The 25814-nt window shown below is 47.1% G+C and carries 20 protein-coding genes; 6 read left to right on the top strand and 14 right to left on the bottom strand.

Going from position 1 to position 25814, the window contains the following annotated elements:
• Positions 1–4: 4 nt before the first annotated feature.
• Positions 5–1111, top strand: a complete 1107-nt coding sequence (locus KAI36_RS11460; protein WP_025724229.1) for a sensor histidine kinase — start codon at positions 5–7, stop codon at positions 1109–1111.
• A 65-nt stretch (positions 1112–1176) separates the two neighbouring features.
• On the opposite strand, the gene KAI36_RS11455 is transcribed toward KAI36_RS11460, so the two are convergent.
• The 5 genes from KAI36_RS11455 to KAI36_RS11435 all read right to left on the bottom strand — a co-directional run bounded on the left by KAI36_RS11455 (position 1177) and on the right by KAI36_RS11435 (position 8075).
• Positions 1177–2613: a glycoside hydrolase family 1 protein gene (locus KAI36_RS11455; RefSeq protein WP_220027784.1), complete on the bottom strand. Its 1437-nt coding sequence runs from the start codon at positions 2611–2613 to the stop codon at positions 1177–1179.
• Positions 2614–2632: 19 nt separating this feature from the next.
• A complete protein-coding gene (locus KAI36_RS11450) occupies positions 2633–4522 on the bottom strand; it encodes a beta-glucoside-specific PTS transporter subunit IIABC (protein WP_220027783.1) in 1890 nt (629 codons plus the stop codon).
• A 116-nt stretch (positions 4523–4638) separates the two neighbouring features.
• Positions 4639–5481, bottom strand: a complete 843-nt coding sequence (gene licT / locus KAI36_RS11445) for a BglG family transcription antiterminator LicT (protein ID WP_023988429.1) — start codon at positions 5479–5481, stop codon at positions 4639–4641.
• Positions 5482–5739: 258 nt separating this feature from the next.
• Positions 5740–6594: a DMT family transporter gene (locus KAI36_RS11440; RefSeq protein WP_220027782.1), complete on the bottom strand. Its 855-nt coding sequence runs from the start codon at positions 6592–6594 to the stop codon at positions 5740–5742.
• A gap of 17 nt (positions 6595–6611) precedes the next feature.
• Positions 6612–8075 carry a glycoside hydrolase family 1 protein gene (locus tag KAI36_RS11435; protein ID WP_220027781.1) on the bottom strand — a complete coding sequence of 488 codons (1464 nt, stop codon included), beginning with the start codon at positions 8073–8075 and terminating at the stop codon, positions 6612–6614.
• 146 nt (positions 8076–8221) lie between these two features.
• On the opposite strand from KAI36_RS11435, the gene KAI36_RS11430 reads away from it, so the two are divergent.
• Positions 8222–9199, top strand: a complete 978-nt coding sequence (locus tag KAI36_RS11430; RefSeq protein ID WP_220027780.1) for a LacI family DNA-binding transcriptional regulator — start codon at positions 8222–8224, stop codon at positions 9197–9199.
• A gap of 12 nt (positions 9200–9211) precedes the next feature.
• Here the strand turns inward: KAI36_RS11430 and KAI36_RS11425 are convergent, their stop codons facing one another.
• From KAI36_RS11425 to KAI36_RS11390, 8 genes are all read right to left on the bottom strand, one after another.
• A complete protein-coding gene (locus tag KAI36_RS11425; RefSeq protein ID WP_220027779.1) occupies positions 9212–9967 on the bottom strand; it encodes a LutC/YkgG family protein in 756 nt (251 codons plus the stop codon).
• Positions 9960–11480, bottom strand: a complete 1521-nt coding sequence (locus tag KAI36_RS11420; protein ID WP_220027778.1) for a LutB/LldF family L-lactate oxidation iron-sulfur protein — start codon at positions 11478–11480, stop codon at positions 9960–9962. The genes KAI36_RS11425 and KAI36_RS11420 overlap by 8 nt, the downstream gene beginning before the upstream one ends.
• Positions 11477–12205, bottom strand: a complete 729-nt coding sequence (locus tag KAI36_RS11415; protein ID WP_025724218.1) for a (Fe-S)-binding protein — start codon at positions 12203–12205, stop codon at positions 11477–11479. Before KAI36_RS11415 ends, KAI36_RS11420 begins: the two co-directional genes overlap by 4 nt.
• A gap of 269 nt (positions 12206–12474) precedes the next feature.
• Positions 12475–13233, bottom strand: coding sequence for a DeoR/GlpR family DNA-binding transcription regulator (locus KAI36_RS11410; protein WP_023988422.1), 759 nt, complete (start codon positions 13231–13233; stop codon positions 12475–12477).
• Positions 13234–13253: 20 nt separating this feature from the next.
• Positions 13254–14729, bottom strand: coding sequence for a rhamnulokinase (gene rhaB, locus KAI36_RS11405; protein ID WP_220027777.1), 1476 nt, complete (start codon positions 14727–14729; stop codon positions 13254–13256).
• On the bottom strand, positions 14726–15946 hold the full coding sequence (gene rhaI / locus KAI36_RS11400; protein WP_220027776.1) for an L-rhamnose isomerase: 1221 nt from the start codon (positions 15944–15946) through the stop codon (positions 14726–14728). Before rhaI ends, rhaB begins: the two co-directional genes overlap by 4 nt.
• A gap of 415 nt (positions 15947–16361) precedes the next feature.
• On the bottom strand, positions 16362–18431 hold the full coding sequence (locus KAI36_RS11395; RefSeq protein ID WP_220027775.1) for a bifunctional aldolase/short-chain dehydrogenase: 2070 nt from the start codon (positions 18429–18431) through the stop codon (positions 16362–16364).
• A gap of 263 nt (positions 18432–18694) precedes the next feature.
• A complete protein-coding gene (locus KAI36_RS11390; RefSeq protein ID WP_220027774.1) occupies positions 18695–19708 on the bottom strand; it encodes an LLM class flavin-dependent oxidoreductase in 1014 nt (337 codons plus the stop codon).
• A gap of 239 nt (positions 19709–19947) precedes the next feature.
• On the opposite strand from KAI36_RS11390, the gene KAI36_RS11385 reads away from it, so the two are divergent.
• The 4 genes from KAI36_RS11385 (at position 19948) to KAI36_RS11370 (ending at position 23851) form a co-directional block, all read left to right on the top strand.
• Positions 19948–20430 (top strand): RrF2 family transcriptional regulator, encoded by a 483-nt coding sequence (locus tag KAI36_RS11385; protein ID WP_481856515.1) that lies wholly within the window; start codon positions 19948–19950, stop codon positions 20428–20430.
• A gap of 31 nt (positions 20431–20461) precedes the next feature.
• Positions 20462–21343 carry an Hsp33 family molecular chaperone HslO gene (gene hslO / locus KAI36_RS11380; protein ID WP_220027772.1) on the top strand — a complete coding sequence of 294 codons (882 nt, stop codon included), beginning with the start codon at positions 20462–20464 and terminating at the stop codon, positions 21341–21343.
• Between the two features lie 156 nt (positions 21344–21499).
• Positions 21500–22333 (top strand): class I SAM-dependent methyltransferase, encoded by an 834-nt coding sequence (locus KAI36_RS11375; protein ID WP_220027771.1) that lies wholly within the window; start codon positions 21500–21502, stop codon positions 22331–22333.
• A gap of 648 nt (positions 22334–22981) precedes the next feature.
• The gene (locus KAI36_RS11370) at positions 22982–23851 is read left to right on the top strand and encodes an aminoglycoside 6-adenylyltransferase (RefSeq protein ID WP_220027770.1); all 870 of its coding nucleotides are present in this window, start codon (positions 22982–22984) and stop codon (positions 23849–23851) included.
• A 49-nt stretch (positions 23852–23900) separates the two neighbouring features.
• On the opposite strand, the gene KAI36_RS11365 is transcribed toward KAI36_RS11370, so the two are convergent.
• Positions 23901–25769: an alpha/beta fold hydrolase gene (locus KAI36_RS11365; protein ID WP_220027769.1), complete on the bottom strand. Its 1869-nt coding sequence runs from the start codon at positions 25767–25769 to the stop codon at positions 23901–23903.
• Positions 25770–25814: the final 45 nt, after the last annotated feature.

Genomic DNA, 25814 nt, shown 5'->3' with positions numbered 1-25814 from the left:
CGTCTTGAAGGCAAAACGATATGACACATTGGGTTGGAAGCTGGCAGCCCTTAGCCTTGCCGCTTTCGCTCTAACTGGACTGATTTTGATGGTGTTTTATTATGGAGCATCTTTGCTACTATGGCTGAACCCTTCCCGTTCATTTTTTGGCACCCGTCTGGTTCGCTGGACCGTAAATCACATTGGGTCCCCACTGATCATGCTGGTGGGCGGGCTACCTACATATATCTATTTCTTTTTCCTTTTTACCAAAAATACGATTGGCTACCTTCGCGAAATTACGACGGGGATGCAGGAGTTTGCTGATGGAGATCTGTCCTATACGATCCCTGTTTCTTCAGCGGACGAGCTGGGTACCTTGGCGAAAAATATGAACACCATGGCGGACAAGCTCCGTCTCTCACTGGAAGAAGAACGGGCTTCCGCCAAAGCCAAAAACGACCTGATCACCGGCGTATCTCATGATCTTCGTACCCCGCTAACATCCGTGATCGGTTTTTTGGAATATATTGAAACCGATCGCTATCGGGATGAAATTGAGCTGCGCTATTATGTGAACATTGCTTATGAAAAGTCATTGACGCTTAAAAAGCTGATCGACGAGCTGTTTGAATACACGCGTGTGAGCGGTGGCAGTCTGCCACTGGAGCTGGAGCCTGTAGATCTCGGCAAATTGCTCACTCAGCTTGCTGAGGAATTTGTACCCTCGCTGGAACAGGCAGACATGTCCTACCGTGTCCGAATCGTCGAGCCTGTTCGGATTCTAGCCGATACCGACGAGCTGGTACGCCTGTATGAAAATTTGTTTTCCAACGCTATTCGATACGGAAAAGACGGCAAACGCCTCGATATCACCATAGGACGCGAAGACGACGAGGCGGTGGTAATCTGCACCAACTACGGCACCCCAATTCCTGCGGAAGATGTCCCGCACTTGTTTGAACGGTTTTACCGGGTGGACAAATCACGTTCCAAGGAAACCGGAGGCACCGGACTGGGCCTTGCGATTACCAAAAGTATTACCGAACTGCATGATGGCCGCATTTCGGTTAGGAGCAATCGCAGACAAACAGATTTTGAAACCCGTTTTCCCCTCTACTCCTACACATAAACAAACGAACCAGCCAAAGATCGTATCTCTGGCCGGTTCGTTTCTGACTTTTATTTAATACAGGACTATATTCCTTTATTTTGTTCAAACAATACTTCCCCATTGGATTCAATAATCTTTTGGTACCAGTAGAAGCTGTTCTTTTTTCTTCTTTCCAGCGTACCCGTACCATCGTTGTTTTTGTCTACATAGATAAATCCGTACCTTTTTTTCATTTCTCCTGTTCCCGCACTGACAATGTCGATTGGACCCCACCAGGTATAGCCGAGCACTTCGCAGCCATCCTCAATAGCTTCATGCAGCTGGATCAGATGCTTGTTCAGATAGTCTACCCGCTCGGGATCATGAATTGAACCGTCTTCCATAATTTCATCATGACTGCCGTAGCCGTTCTCTACAACAAACAGAGGTTTCTGATATCGGTCGTACATCTCATTACACACATAGCGGAAGCCTTTCGGGTCAATTGGCCATCCCCAGGGCGTTTTTTCCAAATAGGGATTGTCGAGTCCCATAATTCCCCCTGTGTTGCCCAAGATGGGCATACCTGCTTTATGTGTCGTACTTCGATAATAGCTAAATCCTAAATAATCAGCTGTATGCTCTCGCAGTAATTGCTCATCCCCGGGCTCCATTTGGACCATGATGTTATGCTCTCTCCAGATCCGTTTGGCATAGCTTGGATAATAGCCTCTAAGGATCACATCCGAATAAAATAAGGATCTTCTTCTCAGCTCATAGGCTTCAAACACATCGTCCGGATTACAGGTATTCGGATAGATCGGACTCAGGGATAACATAGCGCCCATCATCGCTCCTGGGATAATTTCATGACACAGTTTAGTAGCCAGGGCGCTGGCAACGAAAACATGGTGACTAGCCTGATAAATGGTCGGCAGCTTGTGCTCATCGTCTTGAACAACAATGCCTCCTGCCGCCAAGGGAATGGTATGAAAATGGTTGATTTCGTTGAAGTTCATCCAATATTTCACTTTATTTTTATAACGCTTGAAGACAACTTCCGCATACTTTACGTAGAATCCAATCAGCTCGCGGCTTTTCCAGCCTTCGTATTTACGAATCAGATTCAGAGGCAGCTCAAAGTGAGAAATGGTGATGACCGGCTCAATTCCATACTTCAGTAGCTCATCAAACAGATCATCGTAAAATTGCAGCCCTTTTTCATTTGGCTCGGCATCATCCCCATTCGGAAAGATTCGGGACCATGCAATGGAAGTCCGAAAGCATTTCATGCCCATTTCAGCGAACAGGGCGATATCTTCTTTATAACGATGGTAAAAATCAATCGCTTCATGGCTGGCGTAGTACTTGTTTTCATCAATCGTATCATCAAACGTCCCGCCTACTATTCCTCCCCGAAATGCATCGCTGATTGCTGGCCCTTTACCATCCTCGTTCCATGCCCCTTCAGCCTGATTCGCTGCTATAGCACCACCCCATAGAAAATTCTTAGGAAAACTTTTGGCTATTTGTGCTGTCATAATTCATTTCCTCCTTTATTTAATGTACAGTGAGCAAAATACTTTGCAAATCTACGGATTTTTGCTGTGTCTGGGTAACCTTTTGGTAAGCAGTGCTGTTGGTAACAATAATTGGAGTGGTCAGGTCATAACCGGCTGCCTGGATTTTCGGAATATCAAATTCAAGCAGCAAATCGCCTCGTTCAATCCGTTGCCCTTGCTCTACATGCTTCGTGAAATAGTTGCCTTTCAGCTTAACCGTATCTAGTCCCACATGAATTAACAGATCCAGATGGTTATCTGAGGTGATGGCTATCGCATGACCAGTTCGAAATACGAGCGAGACAACCCCAGAAACCGGTGAATATACCTTTCCTTCACTCGGTAGAATGGCTATTCCTTGACCCATCGCTTCTGTAGAGAACGCAGGATCAGGCACCTCATGAAGCGGAACAATTTGACCATGGATAGGCGCATAGACATTCTCGGTGACTTCGGTATGTCCAGGTTCAGTTTGTAAGGCAGGCTCGGATTTTTCTGCTTCCGTCTTTCCTGTCTCCGCATTCGTTGCCCCGTTTCCTTCATTAAAGCCCAGAATATAAGTCAATACGGTAGTAACCACAAATGAAATGATGATACTAATCAAATAAAAAGCAATTGTATTCGTAAAGAATGCCGGAATAGTTGTTATTGCCGGGAACACATAAGCAAGCACGGTCGTCTGGAAATGTCCGGCAATAGCCCCTCCGATCATTCCCCCGATGACGGCGGCAATCATTGGTCTTTTCAGCTTCACGGACAATCCGTAAACGATAGGTTCTGTAATACCTGCGAACAGTGAAGGGAAAATAGATGACAGTGCGTAAGCTTTCAGCTTTTTGTCTTTGGCTTTCAGAAAGACCCCAAGAGCGACACCCGATTGGGCGAAGGTCGCAGAAGCCATCATAGGTCGGATCGTATCAAACCCTTTGAGGGAAAGATTGTTGATCATCGCAGGTGCAATCCCCCAGTGTAAACCAAACATCACCAGGAAGGTCCAGCCGCCTCCCAGAATGGCCCCAGTCAAGAGACCGCTTTGCGTACTCAAAAATTCAATACCATCCGCAATACCTTTACCGGTGTACACTCCCAGTGGACCGATCACAATGGCGGTAAGCGGAACCATAATTAATAAGGAAACAAGCGGGACCATAAATAATTCAATGCTTTTCGGAACCACCCGCTTCAGAAACCGTTCCAGATATGAATACAGCCAAATGGCTAAAATTGCTGGAATAATGGATGTCGTATAACTCATCAGGACAACGGGAATGTGGATAAAGGAAGCAATATCCCCCGTGTTTTCCATCAGCTTGGTGAAGTTAGGCTCCAGCAGAGCGGCCATAATGGCAGCAGATACGATAGGCTGGGTCTTGAATGTTCTCGAAGCTGAAAACGCTAACATCAGTGGTAGGAAGAAAAATACGCCGTTGCCTGCGGCAGCAAGGATAGCATAGGTACTGGAGGTACTGTCCAACCACTCTAACTGTGTAAGAATAACCAGGATAGCTTTCAGCATCCCTGCACCAGCCAAAGCAGGTACAATCGGCTGGAAGATAGAGCTCATGACGGTAAAAGCACGACTGATGAAATTACCTTCCTTTGCATGATCCTCTTTCTTTTCGTTGCCGCTTTTTACCTGAAGGTTATAGTTCTTCGCAATCGTATCATAAACCTCGTTGACATGATTGCCGATCACCACCTGGTACTGCCCTCCGCTTTCTATCACGGAAATGACACTGTCGGAATTTTCCAAAACCTGTTTATTGGCTTTTTGCTTGTCCTTAAGTGTAAATCTCAGACGGGTCATACAATGGTACAGATCACGTATATTTTCTTCTCCGCCTACATTAGTTACAATGAATTTCGCTAATTCATCATGTTTGCTCATAATGCCTGCCTCCAATGCTCTCTGGTTGATATAAAAAAACCTGAGTAATCACCGATACCAAAATGCAATTTAGTATCGAAATCACTCAGGTAATGCCCACGAATGGTAACACCCTGTTAGTTTTCAGTTCTGTTGACCAATCTGGAAATGTGAATCATAAGATACATCATTTCATCATTGGTTAATTTCTGCTCAAACTGCTTATTCACATACACCCCTATTTTTTGTACACATCTGTGCTCTTCTGGAAATTTGATTTTCAGGTCTTCGAACAAATTCATGTACTGCGGGTCTGCCGATTCGTGGGCAAAAAGCCGCTGGGCAAAAAATTTAAGATGGGTTACAAAACGGTTGTAATTCCATGAATCTTCATCAATCTCGACATTGAAGTGGTATTTTACAATATCCATAATATCCTTGATGACTTTTGACGTTTTTAGCGTCAGATCAAGCTTCTGGTTATCCAGGCGGGCGTTAACGAAATGAAGGGCAATAAACCCGGCTTCATTCTCATCGAACGTGATGTTGATCCTGTTACGAATCATCTCCAGCGCGTGTTTTCCGATCGCGAATTCTTCGCGATAAAACCGCTTGATCTCCCATAGAAACCGGTTTTCAATCGGTGTTCCCCGTTCATGCCGCTGGATGGCGAATGAAATGTGGTCGATCAGGGCTAGGTAAATATAGTCACTAATGTCTCCAGCCAATCTCGGTCTGGCATACTCCACGATTTCATCCGCGATTTCAATACATTCCATCTTCACATCTTTCAGCAAATCCGCCAGCTTCGCGGATAAATCCTGAGTTTTGACTACAAACAGCTTCGTGATTTTTCGCTCATCGATGGTATCCCCCGGTTTCAGGTTGAATGCGATTCCATTTCCTGTCGCAATGACCTCTTGGGCGTCCTCTTCCTCTGCTAAAACGACATTGTTGTTAAGCGCTTTCTTCAAAATCATGCGACCACCTGCTTTTATTTACTGGAAGGCCATTTTTTAAAAGACTCTGTTAAAAAATGTGCATACACTAAAAAACCTGAACAGAATACCGCTTCATAGACGTTATCGCCCATTTACCGGAACTCCATTCAGGTTATGCCTAAAATAGTAACACCCTGAAAATTATGAGATTCATTTTTGTAATCGTTTTCTTGACTTCATTATAATAGAGTTTCTTTTTTTCTGTCAACCCTTTATTAAAAAAAGCCTTCCATCCGCTTACTGCGGCTTCGGAGTCCCTGAACGATTCACAATCCAGATGCCCGCCAGTACTAAGAAAATGCCAAGCAAGGTAGCCGCTTTGAGTGCCTCGTGAAGAAAGATCCAGCCGGACACAACACCGATGATAGGAACCAGCAACAGCGTAACAGAAGCTTTACTTGCTTCCATTCTAGTGAGAATATGAGTCCACAGCAGGAATGCAAGAGCAGACGCCACAATGCCGGAAAATAAGATATAAAAGATCGACGCAGCGCTAAAGTTCGGCTCCCATCGCTCAAACAACAGGGAGTACAATAACAATCCGAGCGCACCGAACGCCATCTGCCAGGTCGTGAACTGGGTTTTATCGCAATGCTGGAGCTTGAGCTTGATAATCAGGTTCGAAAGTGCCCAAGCAATCGCTGAACTCACCCCAAGCAGCATGGCCCACAAATTGCCGCCCAAATGAATGTCCATAGCAAATAATAGCCCCAAGACCCCTGTAGCAATTCCAATCGTTTTGCGTGTGTTCAGCCGCTCACCAGGAATCATAAAATGAGCCATAATGGATAAAAACAGCGGCATGCTGTACGTAAGCACGGAGGTTAAGCCCGCATTAATGTAGTTCAGGGATATCTGAATCGCAATATTAAAATAGGTAGTCTGGAGAATCCCGCAGAGTATATACCATTTTATCGTGTGCTTGTCAGGGTTCGGAACCCGTTTCCACATCAGAATTCCGAACAGAAGCAGCGTCCCTGTGAGAAACCGGAGAGCCGCAAATTGAACAGGTTCAAAGGCTCCATTGCCCAATTTCATGATGACAAAATTAAAGCCCCAGATCAGGCATAAGAGCAGGCTCAAGCCTTTCATGCATCATACGCCTCCGTTTAGAGCACTTCTCCGCCCGATTCAATCACTTTTTTATACCAGTCAAAGCTTTTTTTCTTGTAGCGGTTCAGTGTTCCGTTGCCCAGATCATTCTGGTCGACGTAGACGAAGCCGTATCTCTTGGATGCCTGTGAGGTCGAAGCACTGATCATGTCGATGGGACCCCAGGCGGTGTAGCCGAACAGGTCCACTCCATCCTCAATGGCTTCCCTCATTTGCTCGATATGTTTTTTCAGATAGTCGATACGGTAATCATCGTTAATGGTCCCGTCAGGATTCATTTGATCTGTCGCACCCACGCCGTTTTCTGAAATGAACAGTGGCTTTTGATAGCGGTCATACAGGTTATTGAGCGCATAACGTAATCCTTTAGGATCAATCTGCCATCCCCACTCGGACTGCTCCAGGTAAGGATTTTTCACGCCACCAATCAGATTTCCGCTTGCTTTGGCATGCTGATCGGCAGTGGCACTGGCATTGTTGGACATATAGTAGCTCAGGGACACGAAGTCCACGAGGTTATCTCGCAAGATTTCATCGTCGCCAGGTTCTTTATGCAGAACAACACCCTTTTCTTTGAACATACGTGCGGTATAGGACGGATAATACCCTCTAGCTTGTACATCACTGAAAAAGAAGGACACTCGTTCTTCCTTTTGGCATTCAAGCACATCATCCGGATTGCAAGTATTCGGATAAAGCAACAGATAGCTGATCATACACCCAATCTGGGAGTTTGGTATAATCTCATGACAGGCTTTGACTGCCAGCGCGCTGGCTATAAACTGATGATGGGCAGATTGATACTTGTCCTGCTCCAGATTCGGGTGATTCTCTTCAATGATCCCCGCGCTGACAAACGGATGGTGTTTGACACAGTTCATTTCGTTAAACGTAATCCAGTACTTTACTTTATCCTTGTAACGGGTAAATACAGTCTCGGCAAAACGGACGAAAAATTCAATCAGCTTCCGGTTTTTCCAGCCACCATATTCGGTGACAAGATACAAAGGCATATCGTAATGGGTCAGCGAGATGACAGGTTCAATTCCTTTGGCCAGCAGGGCATCAAAAACCTTGTCATAGAATTGCAGCCCTTTCTCATTGGGTTCTGTCTCGTCGCCATTCGGGAAAATACGAGTCCAGGAAATGGAAGTGCGAAAGCATTTAAAACCCATTTCGGCCAGCAGATTAATATCTTCTTCATAACGGTGGTAGAAATCATTTCCCCGACGTTTGGGATAATTTTTGGTGCTGTTTGGGTCCAATGCTTCCTTGACCTGCGCATGGGTCATCATATGCCACTGATCCAGCCAATGCTTTTTGTCGAGTGCTGGATCAAAGGTAAATACATCAGAAATCGAGAGTCCTCTTCCATCTACGTTGTAAGCCCCTTCAATCTGCATGGCAGCGGCTGCCCCGCCCCATAGAAAGTTCTTGGGAAAACCTTTTGCCTGTTCCATGTTGCATTCCTCCAAGTAGGTTATAATTTGTGAAGAAGTATGCGGAACCCATGTCCTTTAAATGCATCTCGGATTGCTGCATACGCTTTATGCTACAATCTGGGATGCATTCCAGGTCAAGAACTAAATTTTTGGAGTTGAATGTCATGCATAATATAAAAAGAATTGCTGAAATTGCGGGGGTATCGACAAGTACCGTGTCTCGGGTGCTTAATCATCATCCATATGTCAGTGAAGCAACGCGGACCAGGGTGATGGAAGTCATTCGGGAATTGGATTATATTCCGAATATTAATGCGGTGCAGTTGAAAGTAGGCCGTACCAAGGTTATTGGGATCATGACCCCAACGATTAACAATTATTACATGCAAATCATCAAGGGAGTATCCAATGCGGGTAAAGAGCAAGATTATCAGGTTTTGATCTACCAAACGGAGGAAAATCAGGATTTGGAAAGCGCGACGTTAGAGCTTTTGAGGCAGAAAAAAGTGGACGGGATCGTCATTTTACGGCGTATGCTGGATTGGTCCGCTGTGAGGCATTACACCAAGTATGGGCCGATTGTGACCTGCGAGCCATTAAAAAATAAAGAGATTTCATCCATTTATCTCGATCATTATGAAGGATTTCGGATTGGATTAGAGCATTTGGCCGAGCTGGGATTTGAAAAAATCGCCTGCACCGTAGGCAGAAAAAACAGCGTAAACAGCCAAAGAAGACTCCAGGCCTATTATGACCTGCTCGCAGCAAGGAAGCTGCCAGTGAATGAGGAATGGTTGCTCAGTGGTATACATACGGTGCAGGATGGAATGCGAGCGTTCGCCAAGCTGGAGTCGTTAAAGGAACGTCCCCATGCCATCATGACAACCAATGATTTGGTGGCATGCGGTATTATCTCAGCCGCTCGTAGTAAAGGTTGGAAGGTTCCAGGAGATTTGGCAGTGGTCGGCTTTGAAGCTGATGAAAGTCAGGTAGCCGACGCCATGGGACTGACCAATATTACGAACCCGTTGCAGCGAATCGGACAGGAAATGTTCCGTACATTATATCAGCAATTGAACGGGCAGCCTTTGGAGCCAGTCTCCCTTGCTTTTGAATTGAAGGTCCGCCAGTCTACCTGCTAATCCATCTACAAACTAACCAATCAACAGTGTATAGACGATACCCGGTCCGTGTACACCGATCGTCAGATCATTTTCAATATCCGACGAGCGGCTCGGTCCAGTAATAAAATGAATGCCTGCGGGCAATTGCTCACGCCCAGCTTCGTCAAAGCGGTTTAGAATTTCGCCCAGTCGTGTTCGCAAGCGCTCTACTGGCAGAAGAATGATCAGTGCAGTTGGCAAAAGGCTGACTGCACGGCCTTTCTCCGGCGAGGATAGCACCGCTACCGAACCGGTGTAAGCAGCCGCTTCGTCGGCGATGACGATGCCGATATCCGCCTCGGCGGCGCGGGCCTTCCAATCCTCGACTGGATCGGTGTTCCACACCGATAAACGGACTTCCGGCAGCGCCGATTCCAGCTGGAGCGCATCCAGGTCCGGCTCATTCTGCCGGACGATATAGGCCGCTCCCAGCTCTCGCGCTTTGTGCGCGATCCAGTCTGCGGTCTGCTCCAAATCCGGCAGACGCACGACATGCCCGCCAACACTTGTAAAGTTGGCGGTGAATTCCTCGATGCGTTGCTCCGCGCTCCATTCGAATTCGTGCCAAAATGCAGGTGCGCCGCGAAACGGCTGAACTGGCGGCTCCGTTTGTCGTGGACGCTTGAGCCGCGTCGCGATGCCGTCCATAAAGCGTACCTGCTTGGCACGGGATTCTGCTTCCATTTGATGAAGCCACGTTTCATGGGCCGCTTTTGCTTGCGCAGAAGGATTACTCTGTTCACTCATGCTGCGTCCCTCCTTTACTTCTATCTGCCAAAATCTTCTCCATTCGACTGAGAACATCCGGCTGCATCACGTTGCGTTCCTGCTCCAGCTTATGCTCCAGCGTGTTCCATTGCTGACGGAAGGATTTTTTCGCCAAAGAGGGAGCCACACGGTACGTATTCCATCCCTTTAGGGGGCCCAGCTTAAGGGTAATTTCGCCCTTACGGACGACTGCTTTCTGGGCGATCTGCCCTAGCCGAATCGCCGCTGCGAATCGCTTCGAGCTGGAAACCACGGTCGCAAAACCTTTCATTCCTGCCGTTTCCAGCTTATCTCCTTGTCCCGCCTCCACCTTGCGTCTACGCAAATATACCAGCATATCATGCAGCGGTATTTTGACTGGACAGGCTTCATAACACGCACCACACAGACTGGACGCACTCGCAATATCGTTCCACTCTTCGATGTTGCCATGAAGGGCAGGCGTAAGCACTGCACCGATAGGGCCACTATATGTCCCGCCATACGCGTGCCCGCCAATGTGTCGGTACACCGGACAGGCATTCAGGCAAGCCCCACAGCGAATGCAATTCAGCAACTCTTGAAACTCGGGATTGCCTAGCTGTAGTGAACGTCCGTTATCTACGATGATGATGTGCATTTCGTCAGGCCCATCGGCATCTTGGCTGCGCCGAGGGCCTGAAATACCAGACATGTACATGGTCAGCTTCTGTCCAGTAGCGGATCGTGGCAGTAATGTAGCCATCACCTCCAAATCCGTCCAGGATGGAATAATCCGTTCCATGCCCATCAGTGTAATTTGCGTTTTGGGCAAAGTGGATACCATTCGTGCGTTGCCTTCATTTTCAAACAGGACCATGGAGCCTGTCTCGGCGATGGCAAAATTACACCCGGTCATGCCAATATCCGCTTCTAGAAACTTCTCACGCAGCTTTTTGCGGACAAAGCCCGCCAAAATCGTCGTATCCGCGGACAATTTCTCCCCTGCTTCTTTGGATAACAGCTCGGCAATCTGATAGCGGTTTTTGTGAATCGCCGGAATGACGATATGAGACGGGGGCTCTCCTGCCAGTTGAATAATATATTCACCGAGGTCACTTTCAATCGTCTCGATATCCGCACCCTCCAGCGCCTGATTCAAATGCAGCTCCTCCGACACCATCGACTTGGATTTGACGACGGAGCCAGCTTGGCTATGTGCAGCAATATCCAGTGTAATGCGTACGGCATCGGCTGCTGTATCGGCAAAATGAATATGCACCCCGTTGGCACGGGCATTTTCTACAAATAGATTTAAGTAATAGTCCAGATGGGCAATGGTATGCAGACGAATTTGACGGCCCCGTTCACGCCATTCCTCCCAATTTCCGTGCTGCTCTGAAGCCACCCGCTTGCCGTTGCGCAGCCGCTCCGTAGTGAAACGAACTGCATTCCGCAGAAAATCATCATTTAGGGCCAGCTCTGCGCGTTTTTTGACCTTTTGGTTCATGGAATGTGAGTGTACGGCGGTCATGCGTGCTTCACCCCTTCGTACAGCAGCTCAGCCAGATGCATCACTCGAACTGGCTCCTCCCGATACCGAAGATTTCCGGCAATGTTCATCAAACAGGCCATATCTAGTCCGACCAGTACCTCGGCTTCGGTCTCCCTGATGTGGTCCACTTTTTCAGTCACCATCGCTCCCGAAATATCCGGCATTTTCACCGCAAAAGTACCCCCAAAGCCACAGCAATCCTCAGCAAAGGGAAGCGGTACTAATTGCAGCCCCTTTACACTGCCAAGCAGCTTCATCGGTTCCTCCTTCACGCCGAGCAAACGTGTGCCATGGCAAGACGGATGGTAGGTTACCGTATGCGGAAAAGACGCGCCCACATCGGTCACGCCAAGCACCTGCACCATAAATTGCGTAAACTCATACGTCTTTTGCTCCAGCCTCCGTGCCGAATCGAGCCATTCGGGTTCATCCTTAAACAACTCCGGGTAATGATGAATCATATATGTGCAAGAGCCGGAAGGAGATACGACAAAATCGCTGTCGTTAAACGCTTTCAAAATCGTTTTAGCCGCAACCCTCGTTTCATCCCAATAGCCGCTGTTATAGGATGGCTGTCCGCAGCATGTCTGTATCTTCGGAAAATCCAGCTGAACACCATATCTGACAAGCAAGCGTGCCATTGCTTCCCCTACCTTGGGATAAATCGCATCACTCAGGCAGGTAATAAATAAAGATACCTTCATACGGAACACCCCTTCCGTCCATGGAATTGCTCTTACTTTATAACTGAAAGGTTACCTATAGTGCCACTGTGCAGTCAGATGGTGCTTCCCATCGCTGTTGCCCCCAGATTCTTTACTCAATGCTAAAAATCCGGGGGAAGTGATACTTTAGAAGCTTGCAGTGGGATTCTCACTTATAACTTTTTTACATCATCAAAGAATCCCACTGCAATAGCGATCGTAAGACCAAATGAAACACAAAGCGGCCTTCACCTTGGAAACTCCCCGCTTTACACAACCGTAACTGGAATAGCCAGCTCCGCAAGTTGACTGCGAATCGGGTCCGACAACCGCGAATCCGTAATAATCTCGGATACCTGCGACAGGTTCACGACATGCGTAAACGCCTGTTGCCCAAATTTGCTCGCATCCGCCAGTAAAATCACACGGTCTGCAATGCTGACCATTTTCTGCTTCAAACGTGCTTGCAGTTCATTCGATTCACTAATACCGCGATCCAGATGAACCCCCTGGCTGGAGAAAAACAATTTATCCACATAATAGGTTTCTAGTGAACGCTCTGCGAGCGGGCCTACAAATGACAGCGAGCGTTGAAGCAACTGCCCCCCCGTCGAAATGACCTCGATTTTTTCCTTACCCGCAAGCTCTGTAGCTACCCGAATCGAATTTGTTAATATTGTCAAAGGAATATCCGGTAAACTTGACGCCATATACCAGGCGGTTGTGCTGGCATCCAGCAAAATACGATCATTCGGCTGAATCTGCTTGACCGCTTCCTCGGCAATCCTACGCTTTTCCTCTGCGTTCATAATTTCCCGTACTGCATAGGGCGTTTCAGGCTGCTCGTTTTTGACACTGACCGCTCCCCCATGCGAACGGCGCAGTCGTCCCGCCTGCTCCAGGCGGTCCAGATCACGGCGGATCGTTTCCTCCGTTACTTTGCACAACTCACTCAATTCGGACACCCGTATGCTTCCTTTTTCATTAACGAGCTGCACAATCATCTCATATCTTTCTGCGACCAGCATGGCAATCTCACTCCACATCTTTAATGTACAAAAAGTCTCGCCACCCGCCGGAATTGCCCGTAGGCATCCTCCCACGCTTCTGACTCGGCAGGTTCATATTCCTCCACGGAAATAGAATCCGCGATGGCCCGGCGTGCTTCCCATATATCGGCGAACTTTCCCTGTGTCATCCATTGTACCGCAAGATTGCCGATTGCGCTCGCTTCTGCAGGTCCCGCCCACACTGGTTTTTGAATCGAATTGGCCGTCCATTGGCACAGCAAGCGATTTTGAATCCCTCCTCCGACCATATGCAAACCATTAAACCGTTGTCCTGACACCTGCTCCGTAAGCTCCAAAATGTAACGGTACTTTAACGCCAGACTCTCCAAAATACAGCGCGTTATTTCTCCCGGCGTCTTGGGCAATGGCTGCCCGGTGTTACGGCAATATTGGCGAATACGTGTTTTCATATCCCCGGCGTGCAGAAACAGTTCATCGTCCGGGTCAATCAAAGAAGTGAATGCTGGAGCCTGTTCTGCCATATGAACCAGTTCGGGGAAGGAATAGGAGTATCCCTGCCGCTCCCATTCTCTGCGCGCCTCCTGTAAAATCCACAAGCCCATAATGTTTTTAAGCAGCCTGTAAGTTCGACCGACCCCACCTTCGTTCGTAAAATTAAAACGAAGCGTATCGTCATTGATTACAGGCTGTGCCGTTTCCGTTCCCATCAGGGACCATGTTCCGCAGCTCAAGTACGCAAACGAGCGCTCCAGCGCAGGCACGGCAGCCACAGCAGATCCCGTATCGTGCTCTGCTACTGCAATCACAGGAATCGCTCCAATGCCCAGATCGGTCATGACCGACGAGCGGATAGTTCCTGCAACACTTCCTGGCTCCAGTACCTCACCAAACCAGGAATGGGGGATATTGATTCCAGACAAAAGCTCTTCATCCCATTTTTGCTGCAACGGATTATATAATTGCGTGCTGGTCGCATTCGAAAACTCATTGTACATTTCACCTGTCAGAAAATACCGCAGCAGATCAGGAATCATCAAGAAATGCTTTGCCTGCTCCAGCAACGGTGAACTCGCATTTCGCATAGCAGCCAGCTGATAAATCGTGTTAAACGTCAAAAACTGAATGCCTGTGCGCTGAAAAATGGAGTCTTTTCCCAGCCGTCCCTGTATTTCTTCCATCACCCCGTGGGTGTGCCAATCCCGATAATGATAAGGGTTCCCCAGCAATTCACCGGTTTCCCCAATTAATCCAAAATCGACCGCCCAGGAGTCAATCGCAAGACTGGACGGATTCACTCCCATATGCTTGGCTTTGAGCAATCCTTGCTGAACCTCGTGATACAGACGCAACAGATCCCAGTGCAGACGTTCCCCAACCTTGACCGGATCATTCGAAAAGCGATGGATTTCCTCCACCACTATACGTGAATCTGTCAATTCTCCGAGTAGAACCCTGCCGCTGCTTGCCCCCAAATCATAAGCGAGGATACTCACCAGCTTGCACCACCCTTGCCTCTTTGCAAAATCTGCGTGCCATACTCAGACGCTAAGTAGGCTTTCATCGGGTCTGCTGGTAACCCTTGCTCTTCACGGATCGCTCTGAGCAATGGTGCCACATCAAACTCAAACGCCTGGCGTACAGCATCCTCCGCACCCAGCACATCCTGGCGACTCGCCGCTTCTTCCACCTCTGCATGATTGATCAGGAGTGCCTTCGCATATTGAGTCTGCACATTCAGCACCGAACGAATCATCGCCGGAATTTTGGGTTCAATATTGTGCGACTGATCGATCAAATAAGCAATTTTGTCCACGGTATGGCGAATATCCGCATCTACATCCTGAGCGGCATTTAAAATTTGATAAAAAATCAAGAACAGTTCATACGGATTCGCGGAGCCCACGATCAGATCATCATCCGCATATTTGTAGCTATTAAAATGGAACCCACCTAATCGTTTTTCATCAATTAGAAATGCGACAATATGCTCCACGTTGGCTCCCGGCAGATGATGCCCTGTATCCACCAGCACCTGTGCCTGCGGCCCCAGCTTGGTTGCGAAATTGTACGCCATACCCCAGTCGGCAATATCCGTATGGTAAAAGGCTGGCTCGAACGCCTTGTATTCAATCAACATGCGCATGTCAGGAGTAAGCGCCTTATACATTTCACTGAGCGCTTCCAGCATCCAATTTTTCCGCTTGCGAATGTCCCCCTGACCGGGATAATTCGTTCCGTCTGCGAACCATAAGCTAAAATCGTTAGAGCCCGTTTCCTTCGCAATATCCACGCATTCCAGCAAATGGTTGATGGCTTTGCGGCGGATGACCGGGTCTACATTGGTGACACTGCCGAGCATGTAGTCCTCGTCTTGAAACAGATTGGGATTCACGGCCCCAATCCGCAGACCGAGGCTTTCGGCATGACTGCGAAGCTTGCCGTAATTGTCTACTGTATCCCACGGAATGTGGATCGCAACGGATGGACATAGGCCTGTCACGGCATGAACTTGCGCGGCATCCTCCAACTTTTCGAATGGATCACGCGGCACGCCTGTTTTCTGAAAGACTTTAAACCGTGTACCTGAGTCTCCATATCCCCAGGATGGTGTTTCTATGCTAAGCGCTTTCAGCTTTGCCCTTACTTGCCCCAGGTCAATGCCTCGTTGTTGCTGTTGCTCCTCGAATAAGGCATACGCTTTGTCACTCATCGTGGTTCCTCCTTGGAAAATAAAGTGAGTTACGGGAGGCCGCTTCGCGTGCGGATTGTTCTTCCGATCGCTGTTGCAACGAGATTTTTCATTTTATAACACATGATAAGGTTAAAATCCCGTTGCAAAGGCGAACACTCCGTTTCTTCAGAACAATTCCGCTCGCTCCGCTGCTGACCACCCATAAAGTCACTTCTATTTTTAAAGTGTTAGTGTGTATATAAAGGATGAGAACACGTAAATACGTCATATTTCTTATTTACGTGTTTTTCAAAGTGTTTTACAACCCTTCGAAACTATCGTCATGTGGCTTGGATTAGTGAAATAGATTAGTACATTAAATTAGTTCATTCTAATCCTAAGTGTTGAGCCGTCGAAATGAGTCTATCGCTTACATAGGTTCATTTTAATTCGGCTAGCGTGTAAATGCTGCGGGGACGCCACCGTCGATGGTCAGCATACAACCTGTCGTTTTCTCAGCCTTGGATGAGGCGAAAAAGGCAATGCCCTCGGCGATATCCTGCGGGTAAATGTTGACCAGCAGCGTCGTCCGTTTGCGGTAATGCTCCTCCAGCTGGTCGGGCTCGATGCCGTAGGCGGCAGCGCGCTCGTTGCGCCAATTGGAGTTCCAGATTGCCGAGCCTTGCAGAATGGCATCCGGCAAAATGGTGTTCACACGGATGCCGTATTCGCCGCCTTCTGCGGCAATACAACGGGCTAAATGCGCTTCCAGCGCCTTGACCGAGCTATAGGCCGTTACATTTTTACCTGCGTAGACCGAGTTTTTGGAGCCGACGAACACCATACTGCCACCAAGTGTCTGCTCCTTCATGAGCTTGAACGCTTCTCGTGCAACCAGAAAATAACCCGTTCCCAGCACATTCACATTTAAATTCCATTCCCTTAACGATGTTTCATCGAACGGACTGGATGTAGCAAGGCCTGCATTGTTGACGATGATATCTACACCGCCATAGGTCAATGCCGTTTCTGCATAGGCAGCCTGAATTTGCTCCTCCTGCGTCACATCCATTTTTACGGCGATGGCACGATTTTCTCCGTAGCTACTATTTATCTCTGTGGCTACCTTTTGCGCGCCTTCTAGATTCAGATCTGCCAATACGACATGTGCGCCTTCATCCACCAAACGACGTGCGGTTGCACTGCCAATTCCGCCTGCACCGCCTGTAATGAACGCGATTTTACGGGAAAATTCAGCTTCTGCTGGCGCGAGTGACAGCTTATAAAGCTCCAGCGGCCAATATTCCACGTTATATGACTCGTTCTCACTGAGCGAAACAAACTCCCCTAACGTCGTTGCCCCTCGCATAACAGCGATAGCCCGATGGTACAGAGCACCGCTCACCTGCGCATTGCTCCAGCTTTTACCTGTGTTGATCATACCGACACCCGGAATCAAAATTACACGTGGCGCAGCCTCAAACATTACATCTCCTTCAAGCCGATTGCGCTCGAAATAAGCTTGATACTGCTCCTTATAGGCTGCTATACCCTCGGCAAGCTTAACTTTCAAGCCCTCTACATCCTCCACATCCGGTTCCCAATCTACATAGAGTGGCTTCATCTTGGTATGGACCAGATGATCCGGGCACGCAGCCCCGACCTGGGATAAAGCCGCAGAATCCCGGCCGTTCACAAACTCCAACACATCCTCCGCGTCATCAAAGGTGAGGATCATCTTTTTCTCATCACTGACCGCTCCCCGAACCGACGGCATAACTCGAGATGCCATGCTACGGCGCTCTTCATAAGTAAGCGCTTTATATTTTGTGCCTTTAAATGCCTGCTTTTCCTCTTGACGAGCTTTAATATAGCTTTCTGCCTCTTGAATGATTTCGATTGTTTTCGCATAAGCCGCTTCGGATGTCTCTCCCCACGTAACCAGACCATGCTTTTCCATCAATACCAATTCAGCTTGTGGATGATCGAGTACACCTTGGGCAATCATTTTCGACAGCTTAAATCCAGGACGGATATAAGGCACCCATACAAAACGGTCACCGAAAATTTCCTTAGCGATTTCCTTGCCGTTGTGTGCACAGCACAAGCTAATAATCGCGTCCGGGTGTGTATGATCCACATGTCTAAAAGGCAGAAAAGCATGCAATAGCGTCTCAATTGAAGCCCGTGGATGCTTGGCATCTATCATACAGTTCGCCAAATATGCCACCATATCCTCGTCAGACATATCTTCCCTTTCAAATAAAGGACGAATATCCTCCATACGAAGACCAGTGAAGTTATGCGCTTTCATTGTTGCGAGATCGGAACCGCTGCCCTTGACGTACATCACTTCTACTTCACGCCCGCGAAAATCTGGTATCGTCGTTTTGGCCGAAGTGTTACCGCCTCCCCAGTTGCACACACTCCTATCTGTGCCAATCAGGTTAGAACGGTATACGAGCTGTTCCAGCGTGCTTTTCTGCTCAGATGCTTGTGAAGAAATCCACAGACTTTGTACCATAGGAAAAAGACCTCCAAGTTTAGTTTTAGTTTTGAAAGGCTTTATTACAGTGGTTATTCTTTGTTTATGGAGACTATAACACTTTTGTTTTAATTTGAAAATAAGTAATACAAAAATAATCAAAAATAAATTTTAATTTTTACTCATCTATAAAACGGATATATTCATTGTAAAACGATCATTTCCACGCAGAAAATAAAGGCCATGTCAGAATCGGTTATAAGAACCTTTCTGGCACAGCCTCATTTATTTAACTCATCTAGTTACCCAACTATACGCATCACTTTGGCTAGCAGCTCGTACGAGCGCAGGCGCGCTTGATGGTCATATACCTGAGAGGTTGTAATCAGCTCATTGGCTCTCGTCTGGTCGATTATCAAATCCATCTTTTGCTTGACGGTGTCAGGACTGCCGATGGCTGAATACCCCAGCATATTACCACGAACCATCTCCTTCTCGTGCTCACTCCAAAGCTTTTCCATGTCATCCACTGGTGGCTTCAGTCCTCCGCTGTGCCCGCGCAGCACATTTAGAAACTGTTGTTCTTGTGATGTAAAGAGCCATTTTGCTTCCTCATCAGAATCTGCAACAAGCACATTAACACCGACCATCACATATGGCTTATCCAGTGCTTTGGATGGCCGAAAATTGCGATGATACAACTCTAAAGCCTGTAACAAATGAGCCGGGGCAAAGTGGCTGGCGAACGCGAACGGCAACCCAAGCTGACCTGCCAGCTGTGCGCTGAATCCGCTTGATCCCAGTAACCAGATGGGAATGTCCAGCCCCTCTCCAGGAATCGCTCTTACTCCCGGAACAGCTCCGTTTAGCGCTGGATTCAGGTAAGAACGCAGCTCATTCAATTGCTCGGGGAAATCTTCCCCAGTACTGTGAAGCCCTCGCCGCAGTGCCCTCATCGCGGGTTGATCCGTGCCTGGAGCCCGGCCAAGTCCCAGATCAATTCGTCCCGGATAGAGCGACTCTAGGGTTCCAAACTGCTCTGCAATCATGAGTGGAGCATGGTTAGCCAGCATAATACCGCCTGAACCGACCCGAATCTTGTTTGTATGTGCAGCTACATGCCCGATGATCACGGACGTAGCCGCACTAGCGACCGCCTGCATATTATGATGCTCCGTTAGCCAGTACCGATGGTACCCCCATTGTTCAGCATGCTGGGCAAGATCCACCGTGTCGCGGAAGGAATCGGCAGGAGTGCCGCCTTCAATGACAGGTGCAAGATCTAATATAGATAGTGCAACATTACCCGTAGTCATTATATATAAACCCCCTGTCAAAATATTATTTTACATATTTCCCTCAACGTCTTAATTCTTTGACCCATCAATTGATACGTCAATTATGATAATGTGTTCTGTTATGAATTGCAAATGATTTAAATTTTTAGTTTTTATCAAAAAACAGTTTACTTTTATGATAAGCTCATCTATTATGCAATATATGTGGATAATGTTTATCCACGTTAGCCTGGTTATAAATATTGAGGTGATTGCTAGTGCATATGAAAACAGGTGTCGAACAATCTGTCTACGCTCTTCTTCTACTCACGATGCTGCCGGACAAAGCCGTTTTACCTGGGGAGGCCATTAGTCAGCAGTTAGGTGCTTCACCTACTTATTTTCATAAACTGTTACGAAAATTGGTTAGCTCCGATTTGATTACTTCTGTACCTGGTGTCAAGGGCGGGTTCAAATTAAAGAAAAAACCTGAGGATATACGGGTATTTGATATTTATCTAGCGATTGAGGGACAACAAACCCTTTATTCTTCCAGTGGTATATACAATGAAATGCTTGAATTAAAGAAAGACGATCAGTGTTGTTTACTGGCAAATTTGATGGAAGAAGCGGAAGCCTCCTGGAAGGCCGTTCTGAAAAGGGAAACCATCGCGTCACTATCCGCCGACTTTTTTAAAGAAGGATATGATGACAAAATTACTTCTTTGGAGAACTGGATTGAGGAAAAAATGGTCTTGTAAAGAACTCTAATTAACAGAAAGGAATATGAACATGAACGATTATTTAGTAAAAGCTCTTGCCTACAACAATCAGGTACGGGCTTATGCCGTGAGAACAACGGAAACGGTAAGTGAAGCCCAACGGCGTCATTATACCTGGCCCACAGCATCGGCTGCATTGGGACGTTCTATGACGGTCGGCGTCATGCTGGGAGCCATGCTTAAAGATGAGGATAAACTGACGATCAGAATCAACGGTGGCGGACCTATCGGCACCATTCTTGTCGATACCAACTCCAAAGGTGAAGTTAGAGGTTATGTAAAAAATCCACAAACCCATTTTGAGCTTAATCAGATAGGGAAATTAGATGTCGCCAGAGCTGTAGGAACAGATGGAGCGCTAATTGTATCCAAAGATATCGGCTTAAAACACCCGTTTGTTGGACAGGTCCCTCTCATATCGGGTGAACTGGGCGAGGACTTCACATCTTATCTCGTCCAATCCGAACAAATTCCTTCTTCTGTGGGAGCGGGAGTTATTGTTAACCCAGATAACTCTATACAGGCGGCTGGAGGTTTTATTATTCAGCTGATGCCAGATACACCAGAAGAGGTTATCAGTTTTATCGAGAGACGAATTGAGAGCATTCCAAGCATCTCCGCAATGGTCATGGAAGGTCTTACACCAGAGCAGATTCTGGGTCAGATTTTAGGAGAAAGCAACATGAACATACTGGAAACCATGCCTGTACAATTTCATTGTCCCTGCTCAGAAGAGCGCGTTACCAATGCCATTATCAGCTTAGGGAATAAGGAAATAGAAGATATGATCCATACCGATGGACAGGCTGAAGCTCATTGCCACTTTTGTAACGCACACTACCATCTTACCAAAGAAGATCTCGAAGGCATGCTGGAAACAAACATCATTTAAATATGGGCTGTTCCCAAAAAGTAGGTTTAGCTACTGGGGAACAGCTTTTTTCTTTCCCAATGCTTCCGATGGTTTCTTAATCCTGAACACGGTAGACTTGTTCATGATGTAAGTGATAATGTTATATTATTCCAATCACTTGAGATGAGGTGCGCTATGCTTGAAAAAGATACGCATGAAATTCTGGCTTATTATGATGGCGGTGCAGAAATAGGCAGGTTAGAGCGAGGCATCGGAAAAATAGAACTGGAAAGATCAAAAGAAATCATTTCACGTTATCTCAGGGAGTCTACTCATGTTATTTACGATATCGGCGGCGGTGTAGGGGTCTACTCTTTATGGCTGGCGGAGCTGGGATACGAAGTTCATCTATTTGATCTATCTTCCCAAGCCATTGAATTCGCTCGTCAGCAGCAACTGAATAAACCCATCATCAGCAAGCTGGAAACCGCGGATGCCAGAAATCTTGATCGTAAAGATGAAAGCGCGGACATCGTGCTATTGATGGGACCTTTATATCATTTAACGGAACAGAAGGATCGAGTAAAAGCACTGCAAGAAGCGGCGCGTGTCTTAAAGAAGGGCGGAACGCTGATTACTTCAGCTATTTCCAGGTTTGGCTCGCTACTGTGGGGGCTATCGGTGTACGGTGAGTGCAATACCATTGTGGAGGAAGATGCGTTCATGGATATGGTCAGACAGGAGCTAACAGACGGTCAGCATGTGCGCCCTGCTGCTTATCCCTCTTTTCTCACACGCTCCTACTTCCATACACCGGATGCCTTGCGCGCAGACTGGGAGGCGGCTGGATTGCCGAAGCCTCGTGTACTGGGCGTGGAAGGACCCGTCTGGATTGCACCCGGATTTGAAGAGAAGTGGGCCATCCCTTCCCATCGTAGCCGTTTGCTGGATATAGCACGGCAGGTTGAAGAACAGGAATCCGTAATTGGTATGAGCCCGCATATGCTTGCGGTAGGTACCAAGTCTTGAAGCTCAGCACCTCTACAATTACGATCAGATGCCGCTGCTTTAATAGTTCACGATCTATTGCTACGATATCCTCCCCAAGCGGGCGGTCGCCCCATCATTGGATAAAAAAATTCTACCCGGTATGGTGCCGCTAATGACACCTTGAATCGATATGTGGTGCTTCATTGTATTAAAAAGACCGAATGCCTTATAAAAATAAGATTCCGCAAGTTCTATTCCTTGAATCATGTGATGAGCACACATCTGTCCGATTTGCCTCCCATAAGCCTATGAGAGATTCTTTCTTATTCATCTAAATACATAAACCTCTCATAAGCTTTTTGATTTGTTTGTTCGTATTCAAACATCATCACTCCTTTAAACGTATTAGAGGATTAGGCTCTAAGATGGTCTGTACTTGATGCCTCGCTTCATTATGGATAAAACATACAATTCGGTCAAGTGTACTTTTAGTAATGAAGAAGGCCTCGGCAGCACAATTGAATGGCTTCTGTGTATAGGCTATTGTAAGGGTAGAAGACTTTTCCCAGATAAAAGAACTTACAGGAGGTTGTTTTCCTTGATGATCCTTGAGCTAGTGGCCATTATTTCTATTTCTCCCTTGTCCACGTTTTTCTCCTTTAGATACCGCTTGTGGAGACAACTATTATGAGAAGTGAACATGAAATGCTTCATACCATTCTCCATTTTGCTCAAGAGGACGAACGGGTACGTGCCGTGATTCTGAATGGTTCACACGCCAATCCACATGCTCCACGGGACATTTTTCAGGATTATGATATCGTCTTTCTCGTATCCTCCATGGACAGCTTTATTCAGGAACGTCGCTGGATCAACCATTTTGGTGAATTGATCATTATGCAGACGCCCGATGAGCATATGGAACCTACTCCGATGCCCCGTGATCGTTTTGCTTTTCTCATGTTATTTACGGACGGCAATCGCATAGATCTTACACTCTACCCTGCGAATAACATCGCCAATTGGACCCGAGACAGCTTAAGTGTACTGCTGCTGGATAAAGACGGGCTTGTGGAGCCTTTCCCACCGCCAAGTCTTCAAGATTATAAGACGATACCTCCAACTGCCCATGTCTATACGAATTCCTGCAACGAGTTCTGGTGGGTCAGTACTTATGTGGCTAAAGGATTATGGCGACAAGAGCTGCCCTATGCTAAATTTATGCTGGATCGGCCTGTTAGAGATGCGCTTCACTTGATGCTGGAATGGCATATTGGTATACGAACAGACTTCGCGGCAGATCCGGGTAAACAGGGAAAATATTTCGAGAACCACCTTGAGCCTGAACATTGGACAGCCTACATCCAAACATTTGCGGATGCAGATTATGAACATATGTGGCAGTCTCTTTTGATCATGGGAAATTTATTTAGAGAAGTTGCCTTGGAAGTGGCGAACCATTATGGTTACAAATATCCGACTCTGGACGATCAACGTGTTACAAACTATCTCCATCACGTAAAAGCTCTCCCAGCAGATGCTAAGGACATTTATTGATAAAAAACCAGTCTGCACTTGATTTATATGTGCTAGGCTGGTTTTATTTTTATACACTAACGTTATTCTGTCCTATGTGCTGCTTTAGATATTGCGCTGTTCGTTCCGGTTGCGAGATCGGAAAATGATGAGCTGCCGGAATATTCAGCGTATGCAGGGCATGAAATGGCTCGGGCAACTTATAGATCTGATCCTTCACACCCCATAGAATCGAAACCTCCTCTTTATACATTCTTTCGGATATCTCAGGGACCGACCGGAAGCTATCGGACTTCGTTAGCATGGTTAGGGCTTGCGCAGTCGTCTTTCTTACGCGTGGGGAACGCATTTCTTCAAGAACATACGTGACGTATGCTGACGGGATATCGTCGATACTTTCAAAACAAGTCTGCGCAAGCAATTGCTTGCGTAAGACTGACTCGCTGAGTCTGCCTAGCATAATCTCCGTAATTCGTGCGCTCCGATATCTGCGCGGAGCAGTATGCAATACAGGCTGCAATAGGTGTAAGCTACTGATACGCTCAGGTACGCGTTCCCATGCCTTAGCAGCTAGTAGTCCGCCGAACGAATGACCTACAAGGCAGATTGGCGTTTCCAAAGCCTGAATAGCCTGCACTAACGATTCAATGTGGCCTTCTAGTACATTCTCCTTATGATGGTATGGGGAACGGCCAAAACCGGGAAGATCCACCAAGCAAACAGAGGATTCCGGAAATTGATTTGCCAGCGGTATCAAACAATCTGCCCCGCTGAAAGTACCGTGAACTAATACGATCGTTGGATTTCCATTCTTCACCCTTCGCTCCAGTGTAGCTAATGGCCCACGTCTGTTGCGGACATATCCATCTGTATCTATGGTGGAATGAGCAATCCTGAAATCAAGATCAGTAATAACAAATGGGAACACGCTTTTGTTCATCGCCTGTGACAACCCGTATTTACGTTGAATCTCTCGTGCTGCATCCAGTGGGTAGTCCACATCCACGATAAAATCGAGTGATTCCTTCGGAATACCTAACTTTTGGCCCAGAGGAGTACCCAGTATACTGGTTAGCCAAGCTGGCGAAATCGAACCGAGCGGTTTACAGACACGAAGCTCCTTCGCCATATTCGTTCCCAGCTCTATCATCGTTGGACTCTGCTGCCTGTCATCCATCAAGTAGTATGTTTCACTAGCAGGATGTGATTCCTTCGCAAGAACACTGATCAATTCGGCTGCATGGTCTACATGGACCAAGGGAAGCCAATGAGATTTTCCGCCGGGGACAAGTCCCATAAGCTTGCGCGCTGTAGAACCTACGAGAATGCCTAGCCCACCAGTTTGGGGCGTATCCCCAGACTCTGAGTCACCAATGACAACGCTCAAATGGACAACCGAAAGCGGAAATCCTTCCTTGTGTGCTCCTTGACGGATACGCAAATCAGCCAAAAATTTCATCCGTTCATATGGAGGTGCCTGTTCCAAATGAGCGATGACCGGCTCGGGAGTAATCCAGTTATGATCATTAAAAGGGCTTTTGTACCCAACCAAATGAATAAAATGTCGTAACCCTTTGCTCGCATGAATATGTGTAGCCAACGTTATCAATTCTTCTGCCGCTTGTAGAAAAGCTGCTCTCGCATCCTCCTCTCCCAGCAGAATATCCATCGGACCTCCTGCATGAATTATCACATCTGCTGTCTCCACGAGTTGCCTGTCAACAGGATTTAATCCTAGAGCAGGTATACTCAAATCGCCAATAACCGGTGTTAATTTCCCGATATGCCATGCTGTCTCCAAATCCATTTGTCTGCATATTTGTTCCCACTTTTGCTGCGAACGAACCAGGACGGTAATAGTGTGTTCCTCCTCGGAAAGTTGCCGTAACGTATGCATGCCGATAAATCCTGTGCCGCCCGTGATAAAGATATGTGCCATATACGAAACCTGCCTTTTTTATTTTTTAGTACTTCATAGTACTAA

The sequence above is a fragment of the Paenibacillus sp. S02 genome (assembly GCF_019454065.1).
GTDB classification, from domain to species: Bacteria; Bacillota; Bacilli; order Paenibacillales; family Paenibacillaceae; genus Paenibacillus; species Paenibacillus polymyxa_B.
Note: the sequence above shows the minus strand (reverse complement) of the source record. Positions and strands in the feature narration are given on the sequence as shown.

What these genes read in the sequence shown, in the direction of transcription:
- rhaI (WP_220027776.1), bottom strand. Translation starts at nt 15,946, where the DNA reads ATGAGTGACAAAGCGTATGCCTTATTCGAGGAGCAACAGCAACAACGA.
- KAI36_RS11375 (WP_220027771.1), top strand. Translation starts at nt 21,500, where the DNA reads ATGCTTGAAAAAGATACGCATGAAATTCTGGCTTATTATGATGGCGGT.
- KAI36_RS11420 (WP_220027778.1), bottom strand. Translation starts at nt 11,480, where the DNA reads ATGACCGCCGTACACTCACATTCCATGAACCAAAAGGTCAAAAAACGC.
- KAI36_RS11425 (WP_220027779.1), bottom strand. Translation starts at nt 9,967, where the DNA reads ATGAGTGAACAGAGTAATCCTTCTGCGCAAGCAAAAGCGGCCCATGAA.
- KAI36_RS11430 (WP_220027780.1), top strand. Translation starts at nt 8,222, where the DNA reads ATGCATAATATAAAAAGAATTGCTGAAATTGCGGGGGTATCGACAAGT.
- KAI36_RS11395 (WP_220027775.1), bottom strand. Translation starts at nt 18,431, where the DNA reads ATGGTACAAAGTCTGTGGATTTCTTCACAAGCATCTGAGCAGAAAAGC.
- licT (WP_023988429.1), bottom strand. Translation starts at nt 5,481, where the DNA reads ATGATTTTGAAGAAAGCGCTTAACAACAATGTCGTTTTAGCAGAGGAA.
- KAI36_RS11450 (WP_220027783.1), bottom strand. Translation starts at nt 4,522, where the DNA reads ATGAGCAAACATGATGAATTAGCGAAATTCATTGTAACTAATGTAGGC.
- KAI36_RS11455 (WP_220027784.1), bottom strand. Translation starts at nt 2,613, where the DNA reads ATGACAGCACAAATAGCCAAAAGTTTTCCTAAGAATTTTCTATGGGGT.
- hslO (WP_220027772.1), top strand. Translation starts at nt 20,462, where the DNA reads ATGAACGATTATTTAGTAAAAGCTCTTGCCTACAACAATCAGGTACGG.
- KAI36_RS11390 (WP_220027774.1), bottom strand. Translation starts at nt 19,708, where the DNA reads ATGACTACGGGTAATGTTGCACTATCTATATTAGATCTTGCACCTGTC.
- KAI36_RS11410 (WP_023988422.1), bottom strand. Translation starts at nt 13,233, where the DNA reads ATGCTGGTCGCAGAAAGATATGAGATGATTGTGCAGCTCGTTAATGAA.
- KAI36_RS11440 (WP_220027782.1), bottom strand. Translation starts at nt 6,594, where the DNA reads ATGAAAGGCTTGAGCCTGCTCTTATGCCTGATCTGGGGCTTTAATTTT.
- KAI36_RS11415 (WP_025724218.1), bottom strand. Translation starts at nt 12,205, where the DNA reads ATGAAGGTATCTTTATTTATTACCTGCCTGAGTGATGCGATTTATCCC.
- KAI36_RS11435 (WP_220027781.1), bottom strand. Translation starts at nt 8,075, where the DNA reads ATGGAACAGGCAAAAGGTTTTCCCAAGAACTTTCTATGGGGCGGGGCA.
- KAI36_RS11365 (WP_220027769.1), bottom strand. Translation starts at nt 25,769, where the DNA reads ATGGCACATATCTTTATCACGGGCGGCACAGGATTTATCGGCATGCAT.
- KAI36_RS11370 (WP_220027770.1), top strand. Translation starts at nt 22,982, where the DNA reads ATGAGAAGTGAACATGAAATGCTTCATACCATTCTCCATTTTGCTCAA.